This is a genomic window from Actinomadura gamaensis (assembly GCF_042652125.1).
Classification (GTDB): Bacteria; Actinomycetota; Actinomycetes; order Streptosporangiales; family Streptosporangiaceae; genus Spirillospora; species Spirillospora gamaensis.
In genome coordinates this window covers 520,613-537,644 of record NZ_JBHSIT010000004.1, presented here as the reverse complement: position 1 = coordinate 537,644, position 17,032 = coordinate 520,613, and the positions used below count along the sequence as shown (strand labels likewise).

Sequence of the window (17,032 nt, the reverse complement as noted above, 5' to 3'; positions counted from 1 at the left end):
CGCCGCCGATCTGTGGATAACTTCGAGCCCTTAGGAGCAGGGAGTCAACGCCCTCGTCACGACGGATTTGCGTCGGTGGACCGACTCGTCAAGCGGAGCCGACGGGCACCGCGCAACGGCCGGCGTCAAGCAGGCGAGGCAGCCATCAATGCGGCACCCGGCGGGCGATAGTGGCCTTCGCGGCAGGGCTCGCGGGCATGACCACGGCGACCCGTGCTCACGCCGGGACGGCAGCGACTCACCATGGAAGCGTCATCGAGGACGCGATGCCGACAATGGCCGGGACGATCCCCAGCAACACGAACGCCGGAAGAAAGCACAAGCCCAACGGCATCAGCGCCCGAATACCCGCCGAACGCGCCCGCGCAGCCGCCGCCGTTCTCGCCGTCCGCCGTTGCTCCTGGGCGAGCCGCCCCAAAGAGACCGCGAGCGCTGTCCCGCTACGCGACGCGCGGACCGCCGCACGCGCCAACGGAGCCAGCAACGGCTGCCGCTCCCCCAGGTCGAGCCACGCCCGCATTGGATCGGCTCCCAGCCGTATCTGGACGGAGACGGCAGTGAGTTCCTCTCCCAGCGGACCACCGATCGTGGACGCGACGGCCTCGACCGACTCGTCCCACGGCATCCCGCCCTTCAGGCAGGCGGCCAGCAGGTCCACACTCACTGGAAGATCAAGGACGATGCGGGCGCGCCTTTCACGCTCGTCGCCCTTCCCTAGATTCGCCGACCACTTGGCGACTGCCGCCGTGACGAGCGCTCCGGCGATCCACCCGCCTGATCCCCCGACCACCCACACGGCGACCACTCCCGGGACAAGCGCCGCCACGATCCGCAGCGCCCGATCCCGCGACTCAGAGCCCTCACCGCTGGACCCCGCGAAGATTCCCTTGCCATGCGGCGCAGTAGGTCGAGCTGACGCGGCACTCCTCGTCTGACCAGGATCAGCGCCGATCTGGTGACGAGGAATGGCCAAGTCGGCCGTCCTGCCAGGGGGCTCGGTGCCCCAGCGTCGGCGGTCTACCAGCCGGGTCACCGCCAACTGCGGTGGAGCTGGCCCGTGATGCGCTCCTTGATTCGTGCGTCGCCGCGGCGAGGCTGCCCGGCGGTCCACCCACCGCACCAGACGCCCGAAGTTGCGCCTTCGCCCGTCCAGCCCAGGAGAGCCGCGGGACGAATCAAGGCCGGCAAGCCGCCGAGTAGCCGACCGCGACGGCTTCGAGGTCAGGTAGGCGCCTATGGCAAAACAGAGAGCGGCTATCCACAGCATGTGCACTCCCGGATGGGCGGGTGGCTGTTGAAAGAGGACGGGCGGACACGGACGGACATGGCAAGACGACGCGCCCCGAGCGGCGCGGCACCGGCGCCCCAGCACGAGCCACGCGGCACGAGAGGCGCGGAACGAGCGGCGCGGGGCGGGTCAGCGGAGATCGGGTAGGCGGAGATCGAGCGAATGCTGATCGGGTGGACGGACGGCGGGGACCGAAAGCGGGCTGGGGATGCTCTTGGCATGGCCGGACTGGGAGCAGGGCGCATGGGTGGGTAGGGGCGGGGCCTGGAGCCAGGGCGGGGTTCATGGGTGGGTGGTGGCGGCTTTCGTGGCCAGGTGGGAGGTCCACCAGAGGCCGGCGGCGTCGAGGGTCAGGGCGGTGGTGAGGCAGGCCAGGCCGGGTGGGGTGGTCAGCAGGAAGGGCAGGGGGTTCGTGCCCAGGGCTGTGGCCATGGCCAGGCCGAGGACGGGGAGGACGGCCAGGAGGCGGGCGGTAGCTCTCGGGGCGGCCAGGTGGACGGCTATCTCCTGGCGCTGCGTCTCCTCGTCGCGTAGGGCCGTGGCCAGTCCGTCCAGGACGGTGGCGAGGGTGCCGCCTCGTTCGGCGCCCAGGCGCCAGGTGGCGGCGAGGAGTCTCAAAGATTCGGCGCCCGGCTGGGTGGCGGCCAAATGGTCGAGGTGTGCGACCGGGTCCTGGTGTGGGGGCGGGGCTCGGAGGGCCTTGGCCATGGCGGTGGGCAGAACGGCGGTCGTCGTCAGGAAGGCTTCTTCCGGGGTTTTGCCCGCAGTGAGTTCGGCGGCCATGCCTTCGCAGAGCTCGACGGAGATGGCTCGCCATCTGGCGGGGGCTCGGCGTTTGTCGAGCAGGTTCGTGCGGACGACGGCTGCCCGGTGCAGGAGGGCGGCCGTCCGCGTCGGCGGGGCGGGGGAAGGCAGGGCTCGTTGCAGGCGCACGGCTGCCTTCGACGGGCCGTAGAGCAGCCAGACCGCCACGGCCGCGCAGATCATGGCTGCGGTCACCATGGCAGCGGCCAGTGGGGGTGCAGCAGGCGGGACAGGGCCGGGGCCGCCTCGGCGGGGTCGAGGGCGCCGGACGGGGTGAAGGTCACCGCGGGGACCGCCGTGACCAGGCCGTCCGGGGAGCGGCGGAGGAGGCAGACCTCGGCCACGTGGCGACGGCCGGTTCCCGGGGATCTGACCAGGTGGACGACCACGTCGAGTGCGGCGGCAAGCTGGCTGTGCACGGCCTCACGGCTCAGGCCCGCGGCGCACGCCAGCGCCTCCAGGCGGGCCGGGACGTCGGTCGCGGCGTTCGCGTGCAGCGTGCCGCACCCACCCTCGTGACCCGTGTTCAGAGCGCCCAGGAGATCGACCACCTCGGCGCCGCGGACCTCGCCGACGACCAGGCGGTCGGGGCGCATGCGCAAGGCCTGGCGGACCAGCTGATGCAGCGTCACGCCGCCCGCCCCCTCGACGTTCGGCGGCCGGGCCTCCAGCCGGACGACGTGCGGATGGTCGGGGCTCAGTTCGGCCGAGTCTTCGACCAGCAGCAGGCGTTCGGTCGCGTCCGCCAGGCCGAGGAGGCAGCTGAGGAGCGTCGTCTTGCCCGTTCCTGTCCCGCCGCTGATGAGGAAGGCCGCACGGGCTTTGATCAGCGCGGCGAGAAGCGTGGCTCCCGCGGGCGGGATCGATTCGGTGGCGACCAGTTCGTCCAGGGTGAAGGCGCGGCGGCGGGGCAGGCGCAGCGAGAGGCAGGTGCCGTTCGGCGCGACCGGGGGCAGGACGGCGTGCAGCCGCACACCGCCCGGCAGGCGGGCGTCGGCGTACGGGGACGCGTCGTCCAGGCGGCGGCCCGCGGCGGCCGTGAGACGCTGGGCCAGCCGCCGCAGGGTGGGTTCGTCGGCGAACCGGGTGGCCGTCCGGACGAGGCCGGACCCGGCGTCCACCCACACGTCGTCGGGGCCGTTGACCAGGACGTCGGTGACCTCCGGGATGCGCAGCAACGGCTCCAGCGGCCCGGCGCCGACGAATTCGGCGCGTAACTCGTCCGCCAAGGCGAGGACCTCGCGGTCGCCCAGCAGGCGTTCTTCGGCGCGCAGAGCCGCCGCGACGTGGCCTGCGGTGGGCTCGACGCCGCCCTCGGCCAGCCTGCCGCGGACGGCCTCGGAGAATCTGCTGTTCATCGTCGTCTCCTTCCGCGGCCGGTCAGGCGGCCTTCGAGGTGGGGGCGGGGGCCAGGGACTGGGTGTCGAGCAGGTGGTCGCAGAGGTCGCGCAGCGGGCCTCGGCGGGCTATTCGGGGCAGGCCGCCGTGTTCCAGTGCGGGCGGGACGCGGCGGTCGCGGTCGAGGGTGCCGATGCTCGGCAGGGCGAGATGGCGGGCCACCGCGTCCGGGCGGAGGTCGCCCGGCGGCTGGCCGCCGATGACGAGGCGCACGTCGGCGGTCTCGCGGCGCAGGTAGGTCGCGAGGACGTCGGCCGCCACGGTCGCGCGGACCTCGGCCGGGACGACCAGGTAGCAGGTGTGCGCGGCGCGCAGCGCGACGCGGCCGATGTCGCCCAGGTAGCGGGGCACGTCGACGACGGTCAGGTCGTAGCCCCGGGCCGCCGAGCCGAGCAGGGAACGGACGGCTTCCGGGGCGACGGCCACCGGCTCGCCCTTGCCCCACGACAGGACCGACAGCTCACCCAGGCTCGGCAGCGAGTCGCGGAGCGTGGCGACGCTGATGCGGCCCTGGCGCTGCGCCAGGTCGGGCCAGCGCGCGCCCTCGTGGCCCTCGATGCCGAGCAGGAGGTCGACGCCGCCGCCCAGCGGGTCGCCGTCCACGAGCAGGGTGCGCAGGCCGTCCCGGGCGGAACAGTAGGCCAGCGCGGTGGCCAGGACGCTCGCGCCCGCGCCGCCCCGCGCGCCGGTGACGCACACGACCACGCCACGGGCGTCGGCGGGCTCCGCCGCGGCGGCCATCGCGTCGGTGAGCCAGGGCTCGTCGTCCGGTAAGACGGCGACGTCGCCCGCCCCGACGCCGAGGGCGAGGCGGTAGACGTCGGCCCCCTCGCCGGGGCGGGCGACCAGCACGACGCCCGAGCGGCGGTGCGGCCCGGCGGCGGCGAGGCCGCCCGCGACGTCCGCGCCGACGAGCACGAGCGGGGCCTGGTACCAGCCCGCCCGCGCGTCTCCCACGGACCCGACGACCTCGGCGGGCGCGTCGGCGGCGGCGGCCAGGCGCAGCAGGTCGTCGGCGGTGGACGGGTCTTCGGTGACGATCAGCGCGGCGGTCATCGCGCTCTCCTCTCGCATCGCGGAGTTCCACGATGCGCCGCCCGCCGCGTCCACCGAAAGCCGAACGTCGTTCTGTGGAAAACTTTCGCGCAGTCAGGCGAAACCACAGGTCAAGCCGGTGATGGGGAGGAGTTCCGGTGAAGGCCCGGGTGGGGTTCCGGGGGGTGGTACCGCCACCCGGGCCGTTCACGTATGGCGACCCCCGCCGGGGGGGGGAGAGCGGGGGTCGCCGAACGGTCCGGCTCCGGGGGGGTAGAGCCGGCCCGTTTTCCAAGAAAGTCTCGGACGGATCGCACTAAGCGCGTACACCAGTTTGATCTACGCGAGAAGCAATCTCGTCATCTCCAGTCTAGGCAGATACAACATATGCTGCCCGATCGTCGAGAGTTCCGTCGAGCGGGAAAGTGCACCCACGGGGACGAAATTTCTAGCCTGGTTGGGAAGACCGTACTCCCGTGCGCGCAGGGGGTTCGCGCCACCCCAGCGGGCGCGGGCGCAGAGCCGGACAGTCCAGCACGAGTCCGCCCGCATGGGCACGTGCGGACACGAGCGGGTGCAATTAGAAACGATCACACTGCGTGATCGAAATCGGTGATCGGGAAGGGCCGGAGAATGGCGCGCTCCCCGGTCTCCGGCGTCCCCGCGGTCCCGTCCCGCGCACCTCCGGCGCCCGTCCACGGACGCCCCGCCAGAACGTTTCCTTTACCGAATGAGGGCTTGTCAACTGGACATATGAGGCGTAGACAGGTTCTACGGACCGAGTGTCCGTGCACGGCAGCCGGGCACCCACGCGCGACCAGCCGCGGGAGGCGCGTCGAGACGGGCTTGACCCGCTCCGACGAATTGGAGTTGCACGCTTGGTAACCCGGTGTGACGTGACTAGGGCGGCGCCCCGCCGAGCGCGGGGCGCCGTTCATTTTTTACCTCCGCCGCGTTCTCGGCTCCCGGACGCGACTCTCCCGCACACGCAGAGAGCGCCGCGCTCCGCTCGAAGCGCCGACAGACGGCTTCTTCTAGCGCGAGTCTCTGGCTCGTGGCTCCGGAGCGCTCACGGACGCGAGCGCGGGCTCTTGGCCCGAGCTCCCTGGGACGCTTAAGGACGAGCCTTCAGACGGAGCGTCGGGCGGGTCAGCCGCGGAGGTAGGCCTCGCAGATGGCTTGGGAGTCGCGGGCCGCGGCGACCGTCGCGTCCGCGCAGTGGCGGATCCAGCGGGTCATCCCCTCGGCGGTGCCGGACGCGTAGCCGATCAGGGCGTCCGGGTACTCGGTGGCGAACTCCAGGTGACCGACCTCGGGCGCGGTGAGGGACTTGGGGTCGAGGCCGCGCGCGACGAACGTGAGCCGCTCGGCGGCCCGCGCGATCACGCCGTCGGCGACGCCGAACGGACGCAGCGTCAGCAGCTCGCCGTGCACCAGAGCGGCGATGACCAGCGCCGGAGCCTTACTCGACCGCACGAGCAGGTCGCACAGGGCGTCCAGTCGCTGTGCCACCTCGGCGGACGACGGCGCGGGCCCCAGCGCGAGCGGGTCGGTGACCACGCCCTCGTCGGAGCGCGGACGACCGAGGTCGGCCTCGTCCACCAGATCGGCGGCGGCCAGGACGTGCAGGCGCGCGAGGACCTGCCGCGGCGCCTTACGCCAGGTCTCGGCGAGCGAGCCCAGCTCGGCGCTGACGCGCAGCGAACCCTGGACGAGCGGCGCCGCGTGGCCGTCCACCGCGGCGCGCAGTTCGTCCAGCGTGACGGACGCGCCCTCCAGCACAGCGGACGCGCGGGCGCCACGCAACGCGGACTCCGTGGAGACCTCCGCGCTGCGCCGCCTCAGGATGCGATGGCCCAGCAGGCGGTCCACGGCTTTGCGCGCGTCGGCGACGGCCTCCTCCACTCCGGGCAGGTCGGCGACGTTGGCGAAGGCATCGGCATCGGTCACGCGCCCGACCTTATGCGGTCCCCGCGACCCGCCCGTCCGCCACCCTCCACCAACGACCTATCCGACCGACGCACCCCTGCCCCACTCACTAATCAACCCGCCCGACGCGCCCCCCAGCCCCACGCGCTGCCCCCTCCGCCGAACGCACGCCCTGACCAACCCCGCCCGACGCGCAATGCGTCCCGCGCACATCGCACCCGCATACGCCCCCCGCACTCCCGCACGCCGCGCCTCCCCGCGCGGGGTCCCCGCGCACATCACACCCGCATACGCCACACCCCCACACCCCCGCACGCCGCGTCTCCACGCGCGGCGCCTCCACGCGCGGCCTCCACGCGCCGTCTCCATCTCGCGTCTCCACGCGCCGCGTCTCCACGCGCCGCGTCTCCGCGCGCGGCGCTTCGGGGCTGGCGGATGACGCGCGCGCCCACGCACCGCGCGACCGCTCCCGAAGCGCGGCGTTCCCGCCTCATCCGGCCCGCGAAAGCGGTCCGGCTCGCCGGCGGGGGCTCTGGGGGCAGGGGAGCACGATGGCGGACGGCCGAAATCGGAAAGTTTGTTTCAAGTAGCGCGAACCCCGACCAGATCCTGTTGGCGCAGGTCAAGGCGGACATGACGAGCGCGGTCCACGGAGCGTCGATCTCTCTCGGATTCCCGAACGCCCAACCTGGGAAGGCCACGTGTGGCTGGCATCACCTAGCATCCAACCCGAGGTCGGGGAGTACCTTTCGCCCCTTCTGCCCACGAAACCGGTGAGCTCTTGTCCGACCGGACGTTCGCTGATGGAGTGGGCCAGTGGAAGGCGCCCCCTCTTTGAACAGCGAGGAGTACGCGTGAGCGAGAGCCAAGAGACACTGTCGAACCTCCTGCAGGAGACCAGGCGCTTCCCCCCGCCGGCCGAGCTCGCGGAGTCCGCCAACGTCACCGCCGAGGCCTACGAGCGGGCTGCCGAGGACCGGCTCGGCTTCTGGGCGGAGCAGGCGGACCGGCTCAGCTGGTCCAAGCGCTGGGACGAGGTGCTCGACTGGAGCAACCCCCCGTTCGCCAAGTGGTTCGTGGGCGGCGAGCTGAACATCGCCTACAACTGCGTCGACCGCCATGTGGAGAACGGCCACGGCGACCGCGTCGCCTACCACTGGGAGGGCGAGCCGGGCGACAGCCGCACGCTCACCTACGCCGACCTCCAGAAGGAGGTCTCGAAGGCGGCGAACGCGCTGCTCGAGCTGGGCGTCCGCAAAGGCGACCGGGTCGCCGTCTACATGCCGATGATTCCCGAGCTGCCGATCTCGATGCTCGCGTGCGCGCGCATCGGCGCGACCCACTCGGTCGTCTTCGGCGGGTTCAGCGCCGACGCCCTGCGCACCCGTATCGAGGACGCCGAGGCGAAGCTCGTCATCACGGCGGACGGCGGTTACCGGCGCGGCAAGCCGTCCGCGCTGAAGCCGACCGTGGACGAGGCCGTCCAGAACACGCCGTCCGTCGAGAAGGTCCTGGTCGTCCGGCGGACGGGCGAGCAGGTGGAGCAGCACGAGCGGGACGTGTGGTGGCACGACCTCGTCGACCGCCAGGACGACACCCACACGCCGGAACCCCTCGACTCCGAGCACCCGCTGTACATCCTCTACACGTCGGGCACGACGGGTAAGCCGAAGGGCATCCTGCACACGACCGGCGGTTACCTCACGCAGGTCGCCTACACGCACCACGCGGTCTTCGACCTGAAGCCCGAAACGGACGTGTACTGGTGCTCGGCCGACATCGGCTGGGTGACCGGGCACTCCTACATCGTGTACGGGCCGCTCGCGAACGGCGCGACGTCCGTCATGTACGAGGGGACGCCCGACACGCCGCACCGCGGCCGCTGGTGGGAGATCATCCAGAAGTACAAGGTCTCGATCTTCTACACCGCCCCGACCGCGATCCGGACGTTCATGAAGTGGGGCGACGACATCCCCGCGCAGTACGACCTGTCCTCGCTGCGGGTGATCGGGTCGGTCGGCGAGCCGATCAACCCCGAGGCGTACGTCTGGTACCGCGAGCACATCGGCGCGGACCGCTGCCCGGTCGTGGACACCTGGTGGCAGACCGAGACCGGCGCGATCATGATCAGCCCGCTGCCGGGCGTGACGGCGGGCAAGCCGGGCGCGGCGATGCGTCCGCTGCCGGGCATCGTCGCGGACGTCGTGGACGACCAGGCCCAGCCGGTGCCGAACGGCGGCGGCGGGTTCCTGACGCTCCAGGAGCCGTGGCCGTCCATGCTCCGGACGATCTGGGGCGACGACGAGCGGTACGTCAAGACCTACTGGTCCCGGTTCGAGGGCCTGTACTTCGCGGGCGACGGCGCGAAGAAGGACGAGGACGGCGACATCTGGCTGCTCGGCCGGGTGGACGACGTGATGCTCGTGTCGGGGCACAACATCTCCACGACCGAGGTCGAGTCGGCGCTGGTGTCGCACCCGAAGGTCGCCGAGGCGGCCGTGGTCGGCGCGACCGACCCGCTGACCGGGCAGGCCATCGTCGCGTTCGTGATCCCGCGCGGCAGCGCCGGTGAGGACGTCGAGGGCGAGGACTTCCTGAAGGAACTGCGCAACCACGTGGCGCACACCCTCGGCCCGATCGCCAAGCCGCGCCAGATCATGATCGTTCCGGAGCTGCCGAAGACCCGCTCCGGCAAGATCATGCGCCGGCTGCTGCGGGACGTCGCGGAGAACCGGAGCATCGGCGACGTCACCACGCTCGCCGACAGCACCGTGATGAACCTCATCGCCGAGAAGCTCCCCAGCGCGAAGTCCGAGGACTGAGCACCTTTTCGCCACGGGTTCGGGGTTGGCGCGTCCACACCGAGAACGCGCCGACCCCGAACCCGCGCACACACGCGTCCTTTCTCGTGCGCGCGCCCGCTCAGTGCGGCCTCTGCGCGGACGGACATCAGCGTCCCTAGGTGTGAGGACGGGTTGCGCACGCGTTGACGGGCGTGACCGCTCGTAAACGGCCCCTGCACACGCGCGCGCATAGGGCTAGGAGAACGCACGGACGGGTGAGGAACGGGCGTCCGGCGGGGAGCGGGGGGCGGCTGTTTCGCGTGGTCAGGGGCGGGCACAAGGGACGTAGGTGGCGATCATCCGGGTAGCCTCGGTCGCGGGTGTGCCGGGAAGTCTGGTCGGCGTCGGGGCGACGGGTCGCTGTGCACGAGGGATCCGTTTCGTCCTCAGGACCATGGTTCGTCTGCCACTCCGGGGGATCGATGACGCGCGTTCGCAACACCTGGCCTGTCCGGCCCACCGTCCGTTACGGCAAGCACGTCACCGAGGCGTTGCGGACGGAGACCGTAGGCGGCGTCATCATGCTGGCCGCCACCCTCGCCGCGATCGTGTGGGCCAACACGCCTTGGTCGTCCTCGTACGCGCGCCTGCAGAAGTACGAGCTGAACCCCGACTGGCTGGGGTTGCGGCACATGGACCTCGCGCACTGGGCGTCCGGGGGGCTGCTCGCGGTGTTCTTCTTCATCGCAGGGCTCGAGCTGCGCGAGGAACTCACACACGGCGAACTGCGCAATCCGCGCGACGCCGCACTTCCGGTCATTGCGGCCGCGGCGGGCGTCGCCGTACCCGCGGTCGTCTACGTCGCGCTTACTGCGGGAGCCGACGGGGACGCGCTGCGCGGATGGGCCGTCCCGACCGCGACGGACATCGCGTTCGCACTGGCCGTCCTCGCCGTGACGTTCTCCGACTGCCCCGGCCCGCTGCGCGCGTTCCTGCTGACGCTCGCCGTCGTGGACGACCTGATCGCCATCACGATCATCGCGTTGTTCTACACCTCGCACCTGGCGTACGGGCCGCTGCTGACCGCCGTCGTGCTCGTCGCGCTCTACGGCTTGTTGCAGGCCAGAGGCGTCCGGACGGCGTGGGTGCACGTTCCGCTGGCCGTCCTCGCGTGGTACTTCGCGCAGCGCAGCGGGATCCACGCGACGGTCGCGGGGGTCGCGCTCGGACTGCTGACGTCCGGCAGGCCGACGCCGGACGAACGGCCCACGAACGCCGAACAGGCCGACCACGTGCTGCGTCCGATCTCGGCTGGATTGTGCGTGCCGCTGTTCGCGTTCCTCAGCGCGGGCGTCGCGCTCGGAGGGGACGCGCTGAGCGCGGTGTTCGGCGACCGGGTCGCGCTGGGCGTGATGGCGGGGCTGGTCGTGGGCAAGTTCGTGGGCGTGCTCGGCGGCGCGTGGACGGCCGTCCGGCTCGGTCTGGCGACGCTCGGCTCCGAACTGCGCTGGCGCGAGATCGCCGGAGTGGCGGCACTGGCCGGGGTCGGCTTCACCGTTTCGTTGTTGATCGGCGGTTTGGCCTACCCGGACCCGGAACAATTCGAGAGAGTGACGACAGCGGTCCTGATCGCGAGCGTCCTCGCCTCGGCGATCGCGTCCGCGGTCTTCCGGCACCGGGTGCGGCAGCGCGCCCGCGAGGCGGAGGCGGGCTGATGTCCGTGCGCGGAACCGGCGATCCGCCGGGCCGCAATGCGCGGACGGACCGCCCGTCCTCGCGACCGCACTGTCCGCAGCCGCTGCCGGACCGTCCGCACCCGCGGACGGAACGCCCGCACATGCGGACGGACCGCCCGCACATGCGGACGGAACGCCTGCACTCGTGGGCGGATCGTCCGTGCTCGCGGGCGGATCGTCCGCGCCTGCGGGTGAATTGGCCGCGGCTGCGGGCGTGCTGTTCGCGCTTGCGGCGGTACTGTCCGCAGTGGCGGACGGGTCGTCCGCACTCGCGGACGGAACGGCCGGTCCTGCTGGCGGGCCGGTCGATTCTGCGGGCGTGCCGGACGTCCGTGCGGGCGGGCCGGGTGGCCGTGGTGGCGGACGAGCTGCCAGGCTGGGTTCGGCCCTGCTGACCGGGGCCCTGGAAGGAGAGAGCGCTATGTCGGAGGCACTGCCGGGCGACCGCATGGAGGACAAGTCCCTCGGCGAGCTCGTCGCGATGGCGTCCAGCAACGTGTCCAGCCTGATCAGGGCCGAGATGGACCTGGCCAAGCTGGAGCTGAAGGACGACGCCAAGAAGGCCGCGCTGGGCAGCGTGATGTTCACGATCGCCGCGCTGTGCGCCGGGCTCATCGTGATCCTGCTCTCGATCGCGGCCGCCTACGGGCTCGTCGCGCTCGGCGTCTGGCACTGGGCCGCGTTCCTCATCGTCGCGGGCGTCTACCTGCTGCTCGCCGCCGCCCTGGTCGGCATCGGGTACCTGCGCATCCGCAAGATCGACGGGGCGAAGCGGACCCGCGCCGAGCTGCGCGCCGACTTCGACATGCTCCGGCACCGCGGCGACGGGGACGACGCGGACGCCGGCGCCGTCGGGGACGCGGGCGCCCGGGCCCTGACGGACTGAACGGACGAGACGGACCATGGCCGCGCCGGACGCCTCGCTCGTCGAGATCGAGGGCCCCTGGACGCACCGCTCGGTGAGCGCGGGCGGCACCCGCTTCCACGTCGCCGAGGCGGGCGAGGGACCGCTCGTCCTGCTGCTGCACGGGTTCCCGGAGTTCTGGTGGGCCTGGCACAACCAGCTCGTGTCGCTGCCCGCCGCCGGGTTCCGGGCGGCGGCGGTCGACCTGCGCGGTTACGGCGCGAGCGACAAGCCGCCGCGCGGATACGACCTGGTCACCCTCGCCGCGGACGCGGCGGGCCTCGTGCGCGCGCTCGGGGAGGCGAACGCGATCATCGTGGGCCACGACTGGGGTGGACTCCTCGCCTGGACGATGGCCGCCTACCACCCGAAGGTCGTCCAGCGGCTGGTGACGGTCGGCGCTCCGCATCCGCTACGGCTGCGGCAGGCGCTGCGCGGCGATCTGCGCGGACAGCTCTGGGCCACCCGCCACACGCTCGGCTTCCAGGTCCCGATATGGCCCGAGCGCCGACTCGTGCAGGACGACGCCGCGCTCGTGGGGCGATTGCTACACGACTGGTCCGGCCCCGGCTGGCCGGACGAACGCACCGAACGCCTCGTGCGCGACGCGATACGCATCCCCGGTGTCGCCCACTGCGCGCTGGAGTACCACCGTTGGCTCGTCCGATCGCAGCCGCGTCCCGACGGTATTCGCTACGCGCGCCGCATGCGCGCGCCCATCCAGGTCCCCACGCTCCAACTGCACGGCGCGCTCGACCGCTGCACGCTCCCGTCCAGTGCGCAAGGGTCCGGACGCTACGTCGCCGCGCCCTACCGCTGGAAACTCATCGAGGGCGCCGGACACTTCCCGCACGAAGAACGCCCGCGCGCCTTCGACACCCAGCTCATCGGCTGGATCAACGACCCCGAACCCGAACACTGACCGATGCCCGACCAGGAACCTCCCGCCCCGCCCCCGTCCGCTCCCCAGAACCGCGCCGCAAACCAGCACACTCCCGCCGCCCAGCAGCAGCAACCCGCCCCGCAAGGACGGAACCGCGTCCCGAAGGAACAGAACCGCGAGACGCACAACCGAAACCGCCCCGCGCACGAACAGGACCGCGCCGCGCACGGACGGGATCGCGATGCACGCGGACAGGAGCGCGGTGCGCGCGGGCAGGAGCGTGAGACGCGGATGCGGGATCGGGATGAGGAAGGACGGGCGCGTAATGCGCGTCCTCGGGACGCTTACGGGCGTCCGCTGCCTCATGGCGCTTCGGGGGTGCCTACGACGCCGGACGACTTCGTGCTTCCGCCGGACGAAGCCTTGGCGGAGGCACAGCGGCTGCTCGACGCGGACCGTCCGTTTCACGCGCACGAGGTGCTGGAAGCGGTCTGGAAGACGGCGCCCGAGAACGAGCGCGAACTGTGGCGTGGCCTAGCGCAGGTAGCCGTCGGCATCACGCACCTACGCAGAGGCAACCCGCGCGGCGCGCAGGCGCTTCTCTCTCGCGCGGCGGATCGGCTCGACGACTTCGCAGCAGACGCGATCCATGGCGACTACGCCGACGCTACGCACGGCATCGACGTCCCAAGGCTGACGTCCGATATTCGGGGGCTCGCCGAAGAGCTTCCCCTCGACGCACCCATCCAGCTCCGCCTGCTCTAGGCGGCACCCCGCGGCCTTGCAATCCACCTGCACTGCTCCAGGCGTCCCCCGCGGCCTAGCGATCCCCCTACTGCACCTGCTCCAGGCGGCCCTGCTACCTAGCGATCCACCTGCGCGGCTTCAGACGTCCTCCGCGGCCCAGTGATCCAGCTGCACTGCTCTAGGCGGCCCCTCGCGGCCTGGCGATCCGCCTACTGCGCCTGCTCTGGACGGCCCTCCGGGCTAGCGATCCGCCTTCGGGGGCGCCTTGGGCGCGAGCGCGCTAGTCCGCGCAGCCTTCGGTGGAGACGGGGATGGTCGCGCCCTCGGCCGCGCGCGCGTCCGGCTCGACCTCGTTGGCGGTGAGGGCGTAGCCGGTCTGCGGGGAGTCGAGCGCGGCGGCGAAGATGACGCCGTAGACGCGTCCGTCGGTGGAGAGCAGCGGACCGCCGGAGTTGCCCTGCTCGACGTCGCCGCGGATGGCGTAGATCTCGCGCGTGACCTGCGGCGAGTGGTAGATGTCCGGGGCCTTGGAGATCTGCCGGGCGCGGATGCGGGCGGCGAGCGCGGTGAACGGATGGCTCTTGGGGTAGCCGGCGATGATGGCGTCGTCTCGTACGCGCGCGGGACCGGCGAACTTCAGCGGCGTGGCGTTCAGCCCCGGTACGTACAGGACGGCCACGTCACGCTGCGGGTCGTACAGGACGACCTTGCCGTTGTGGTGCGTGCCGTCCAGCGAGTCGATCCGGGAGAAGCCGCGCGCGCCCGCGACCACGTGCGCGTTGGTCATGACGCGCTCGGGTGCGAACACGAATCCGGTGCCCTCGATGCGGCGCTGGCAGTCCGGCGCGGTGCTGGTGATCTTCACGATGGACTGCTTGGCCCCGCGCAGCGACGCGGTGTTGAGGATGGCGTCGTTGGGCGGCGGGACCTTCGCCACCGACTCGCCGCCGAGGCCGTTGAACACCTGCGGGAACTCGCTGCTGGCCACGAACCCGCGGAAGGAGGAGAACCAGGTCTGCGCCTCCTGCGGCATCACGTCGTTGACGCCGCGGATGATGGACGACCCCTTGACCTGCGTCCGCACCGACTTGAACTCCGAGTTGGCGACCAGCGACCCGAAGAACCACGCGACGATGAGCAGGGACAGGACCGACACGACACCGCCGCCCACCGCGTCCGCCGTGCGGGCGTTGTTGTGCGTCACCCGGTTGCGCAGCACCGCGCCGAGCGAGGACGCCAGCAACTGCCCCAGGGTGGCCGCGAGGAACGCGATGACGATGGCCAGCAGCGCCTGCTGAGCGGCTCCGCTCACCGTCGCCTCGGCGATCGGCGGCGCGATCAGGACGCCCACGACGCCGCCGCCCACGAAGCCGACGAAGCTCAGCAGGCTGACGATGAAGCCCTGCCGGTACCCCGACACCGCGAACAGCAGTATCAGCACGAGCAGGATCAGATCCAAGAGGTGGTCGCCCAGCACCGCTTCACCGTATAGCGACAACACCCCTGCGCACGTCCCCTCGCTGTACCAGTTTCAGCGGACGTGTGTAGTCATCCGGAGCGATGGGCGCGCGCGTACGAGCCGTCGCGGAGGCCCGCTGTGGCCCGTTTCGTCGCCGCACGCGGGGGTTTCGGACGCCGCACACGAGGTTTCGGGCGTCCGCGTGACCAGCCGGTCAGCGGCGGAGCGAGAGGGAGAGGACGTCCGGGGGAAGGTCCTCGATGTGATCGGCGTCCCACGGACGGTCCCAGCCGCCCGCGGTGAGGACGGCGGTGAGCAGGCCGGCCGTGAAGCCCCACACGAGCATGCCGCGGACCCGGAACGCCGGCCCGAGGCGCAGCCCCGTCGGATGCCGGACGGTCAGCCGGTTCGCCGGGTCGGCCAGCTCCGCGATCGGAACGCGCGCGACCGTCGCGACCTCGCCCGGGTGGCCGGGCGCGATGTCGGACGGCTCGCGCCACCAGCCCGCCACCGGCGTGACCCGGTGGTCACTGTGGGACAGGTACAGCTCGGGCAGCGTGCCGAGGACGTCCACGCCGGACGGCTCGACCCCGGCCTCCTCCTGCGCCTCGCGGAGAGCGGCGCCGACCGGGCCGTCGTCCTCGGGGTCGATGCGTCCGCCGGGGAACGCCGGCTGCCCGGCGTGCTTGGACAGGGTCGCGGCGCGCTCGGTGAGCAGCACGTCCGGGCCGTCCGGACCCTCGCCGAAAAGGATCAGCACCGCCGCGCGGCGGGCACTCGCGCCGGGCCGCATCCCCTCAGGAACCGGCATCCGCGGGGCTTCCCGGACGAAACGGTCCAGCCAAGCGGGGTACGAGGAGGCGGCGGCGTCGATCACATCTTCTCCCAACCTGTCAGCGGCCCAGATGCTTCCCACCGCCGACGTCCGGTACGCGTCCCCGACCCGAAAACCCATCACGAGTCTCCAGCGAGTCTCCCAGCGAGCCGCCGCACCAACCCTGACACGCCCACCCGCCACCCCGCACCCACCCACCGAAAGCACTCGCGCGGCGTCCGGCGCGAACCCCTCATACGGGCACAGCACCAGCCGCCGCCACGCACCAGCCTCACCCGGCGAGAGCCGAGCACTCGCGCGGCGTCAGGAACGAAACCGCATCGGCGGATGCGGCGGAAAAGCGCCGTCCGCGCCGTTCAGGAGGGCGGGGTAGCGGGTGTCGGTGGCGTCGAAGGAGGTCTCGACGTCGATGCACCGGTCGGAGTCGCCAACTCGATACCTCGAACCACTGCCCAACCGGCGGATTTCGCGATAGAAACCCCGTTGACCGGCCTTGATCGTTTCGGCCGGAGAGCCGAACCGGCAGGAGCATGACATGACCAACTGGCCGATCCTGGCGCAGTCCCACGACGCGCTGCGCGCCGCGGCGGACGCCGTCACCGACTGGGACGCCCCGACGCCCTGCACGGACTGGACCGCCGCCCAGGTGCTGCAGCACGCGGCGGGCGACCAGATCGCCTTCGCGGCCTTCCTCACCGGCGGTCCGGGACCGTCCTTCGACCCGTTCGCGCCGTCCGGCGTGCTGGACGGCGCGCCCGGCGACCTGCTGGAGCCCGCGCTCAAGGTGTCCGCCGAGGCCTGGGCGGGCGTCGCGACCAGCTCCGAGCAGGTGCACGTCCCCGTCCCGCCGAACGACATGCCCGCCGGACTCGGCGTCGGCGCGTGCGCCCTCGACGCCGCCGTCCACGCCTGGGACATCGCGCGTTCCGCCGGAGCACCCTCCCCGCTGACCCCCACCCTCGCGCGCGACCTGCTCCCGGTCGCCCAGCAGATCGTGGAGCCTCTCCGCGCCTTCGGCGCCTACGCCCCCGTCCTCCCGGCCACATCCGGCGACGACGAGGTAGCCGCCCTCATGCGCTACCTAGGCCGCAACCCCCACTGGACGCCCTGACACCACCCCGGCCGCCGCCCCAGACACTGCGCAGACCAGCCAGCCCGTGATCCACACGCCGCACGGCCCAGCTGACGACCTGTGCAGCTGGATGGGGACCCTCGCGCTGCGTGCAACCCA

Annotated in this window: 13 protein-coding genes; 6 read left to right on the top strand and 7 right to left on the bottom strand. The window is 72.0% G+C overall.

Annotated elements, in window-relative coordinates; translation table 11 throughout:
• Positions 1-238: 238 nt before the first annotated feature.
• From ACFPCY_RS16645 to ACFPCY_RS16625, 5 genes are all read right to left on the bottom strand, one after another.
• Positions 239-826 (bottom strand): type II secretion system F family protein, encoded by a 588-nt coding sequence (locus ACFPCY_RS16645; RefSeq protein WP_378256059.1) that lies wholly within the window; start codon positions 824-826, stop codon positions 239-241.
• A 744-nt stretch (positions 827-1,570) separates the two neighbouring features.
• On the bottom strand, positions 1,571-2,275 hold the full coding sequence (locus tag ACFPCY_RS16640) for a type II secretion system F family protein (RefSeq protein ID WP_378256057.1): 705 nt from the start codon (positions 2,273-2,275) through the stop codon (positions 1,571-1,573).
• An 8-nt stretch (positions 2,276-2,283) separates the two neighbouring features.
• Positions 2,284-3,450: a TadA family conjugal transfer-associated ATPase gene (locus ACFPCY_RS16635; protein WP_378256055.1), complete on the bottom strand. Its 1,167-nt coding sequence runs from the start codon at positions 3,448-3,450 to the stop codon at positions 2,284-2,286.
• A gap of 22 nt (positions 3,451-3,472) precedes the next feature.
• Positions 3,473-4,546 carry a septum site-determining protein Ssd gene (gene ssd / locus ACFPCY_RS16630; protein WP_378256053.1) on the bottom strand — a complete coding sequence of 358 codons (1,074 nt, stop codon included), beginning with the start codon at positions 4,544-4,546 and terminating at the stop codon, positions 3,473-3,475.
• Positions 4,547-5,674: 1,128 nt separating this feature from the next.
• Positions 5,675-6,475 carry a Fic family protein gene (locus tag ACFPCY_RS16625; RefSeq protein ID WP_378256051.1) on the bottom strand — a complete coding sequence of 267 codons (801 nt, stop codon included), beginning with the start codon at positions 6,473-6,475 and terminating at the stop codon, positions 5,675-5,677.
• An 833-nt stretch (positions 6,476-7,308) separates the two neighbouring features.
• Between ACFPCY_RS16625 and acs the strand changes: the two genes are divergently transcribed.
• The 5 genes from acs to ACFPCY_RS16600 all read left to right on the top strand — a co-directional run bounded on the left by acs (position 7,309) and on the right by ACFPCY_RS16600 (position 13,525).
• Positions 7,309-9,276 (top strand): acetate--CoA ligase, encoded by a 1,968-nt coding sequence (gene acs / locus ACFPCY_RS16620; protein ID WP_378256049.1) that lies wholly within the window; start codon positions 7,309-7,311, stop codon positions 9,274-9,276.
• A 443-nt stretch (positions 9,277-9,719) separates the two neighbouring features.
• Entirely contained in the window at positions 9,720-10,952 is a 1,233-nt protein-coding gene (nhaA, locus tag ACFPCY_RS16615; protein ID WP_378256047.1) for a Na+/H+ antiporter NhaA, read from the top strand.
• Positions 10,953-11,394: 442 nt separating this feature from the next.
• Positions 11,395-11,859 carry a phage holin family protein gene (locus tag ACFPCY_RS16610; protein ID WP_378256045.1) on the top strand — a complete coding sequence of 155 codons (465 nt, stop codon included), beginning with the start codon at positions 11,395-11,397 and terminating at the stop codon, positions 11,857-11,859.
• Between the two features lie 16 nt (positions 11,860-11,875).
• On the top strand, positions 11,876-12,799 hold the full coding sequence (locus ACFPCY_RS16605; protein WP_378256043.1) for an alpha/beta fold hydrolase: 924 nt from the start codon (positions 11,876-11,878) through the stop codon (positions 12,797-12,799).
• Positions 12,800-13,162: 363 nt separating this feature from the next.
• A complete protein-coding gene (locus ACFPCY_RS16600; protein ID WP_378256041.1) occupies positions 13,163-13,525 on the top strand; it encodes a DUF309 domain-containing protein in 363 nt (120 codons plus the stop codon).
• Between the two features lie 262 nt (positions 13,526-13,787).
• Here ACFPCY_RS16600 and ACFPCY_RS16595 read toward each other — a convergent pair whose 3' ends face one another.
• The gene (locus tag ACFPCY_RS16595; RefSeq protein ID WP_378256039.1) at positions 13,788-14,984 is read right to left on the bottom strand and encodes a MarP family serine protease; all 1,197 of its coding nucleotides are present in this window, start codon (positions 14,982-14,984) and stop codon (positions 13,788-13,790) included.
• 196 nt (positions 14,985-15,180) lie between these two features.
• The gene (locus tag ACFPCY_RS16590; protein WP_378256036.1) at positions 15,181-15,777 is read right to left on the bottom strand and encodes an NUDIX hydrolase; all 597 of its coding nucleotides are present in this window, start codon (positions 15,775-15,777) and stop codon (positions 15,181-15,183) included.
• Between the two features lie 559 nt (positions 15,778-16,336).
• On the opposite strand from ACFPCY_RS16590, the gene ACFPCY_RS16585 reads away from it, so the two are divergent.
• Positions 16,337-16,912, top strand: coding sequence for a TIGR03086 family metal-binding protein (locus ACFPCY_RS16585; protein ID WP_378256034.1), 576 nt, complete (start codon positions 16,337-16,339; stop codon positions 16,910-16,912).
• The last annotated feature ends 120 nt before the right edge of the window (positions 16,913-17,032 follow it).

Excerpts from the sequence above, each read along its gene's own strand:
- ACFPCY_RS16640 (WP_378256057.1), bottom strand. The coding sequence starts at position 2,275 with ATGATCTGCGCGGCCGTGGCGGTCTGGCTGCTCTACGGCCCGTCGAAG.
- ACFPCY_RS16590 (WP_378256036.1), bottom strand. The coding sequence starts at position 15,777 with ATGCCGGTTCCTGAGGGGATGCGGCCCGGCGCGAGTGCCCGCCGCGCG.
- ACFPCY_RS16605 (WP_378256043.1), top strand. The coding sequence starts at position 11,876 with ATGGCCGCGCCGGACGCCTCGCTCGTCGAGATCGAGGGCCCCTGGACG.
- nhaA (WP_378256047.1), top strand. The coding sequence starts at position 9,720 with ATGACGCGCGTTCGCAACACCTGGCCTGTCCGGCCCACCGTCCGTTAC.
- ACFPCY_RS16585 (WP_378256034.1), top strand. The coding sequence starts at position 16,337 with ATGACCAACTGGCCGATCCTGGCGCAGTCCCACGACGCGCTGCGCGCC.
- ACFPCY_RS16635 (WP_378256055.1), bottom strand. The coding sequence starts at position 3,450 with ATGAACAGCAGATTCTCCGAGGCCGTCCGCGGCAGGCTGGCCGAGGGC.
- ssd (WP_378256053.1), bottom strand. The coding sequence starts at position 4,546 with ATGACCGCCGCGCTGATCGTCACCGAAGACCCGTCCACCGCCGACGAC.
- ACFPCY_RS16610 (WP_378256045.1), top strand. The coding sequence starts at position 11,395 with ATGTCGGAGGCACTGCCGGGCGACCGCATGGAGGACAAGTCCCTCGGC.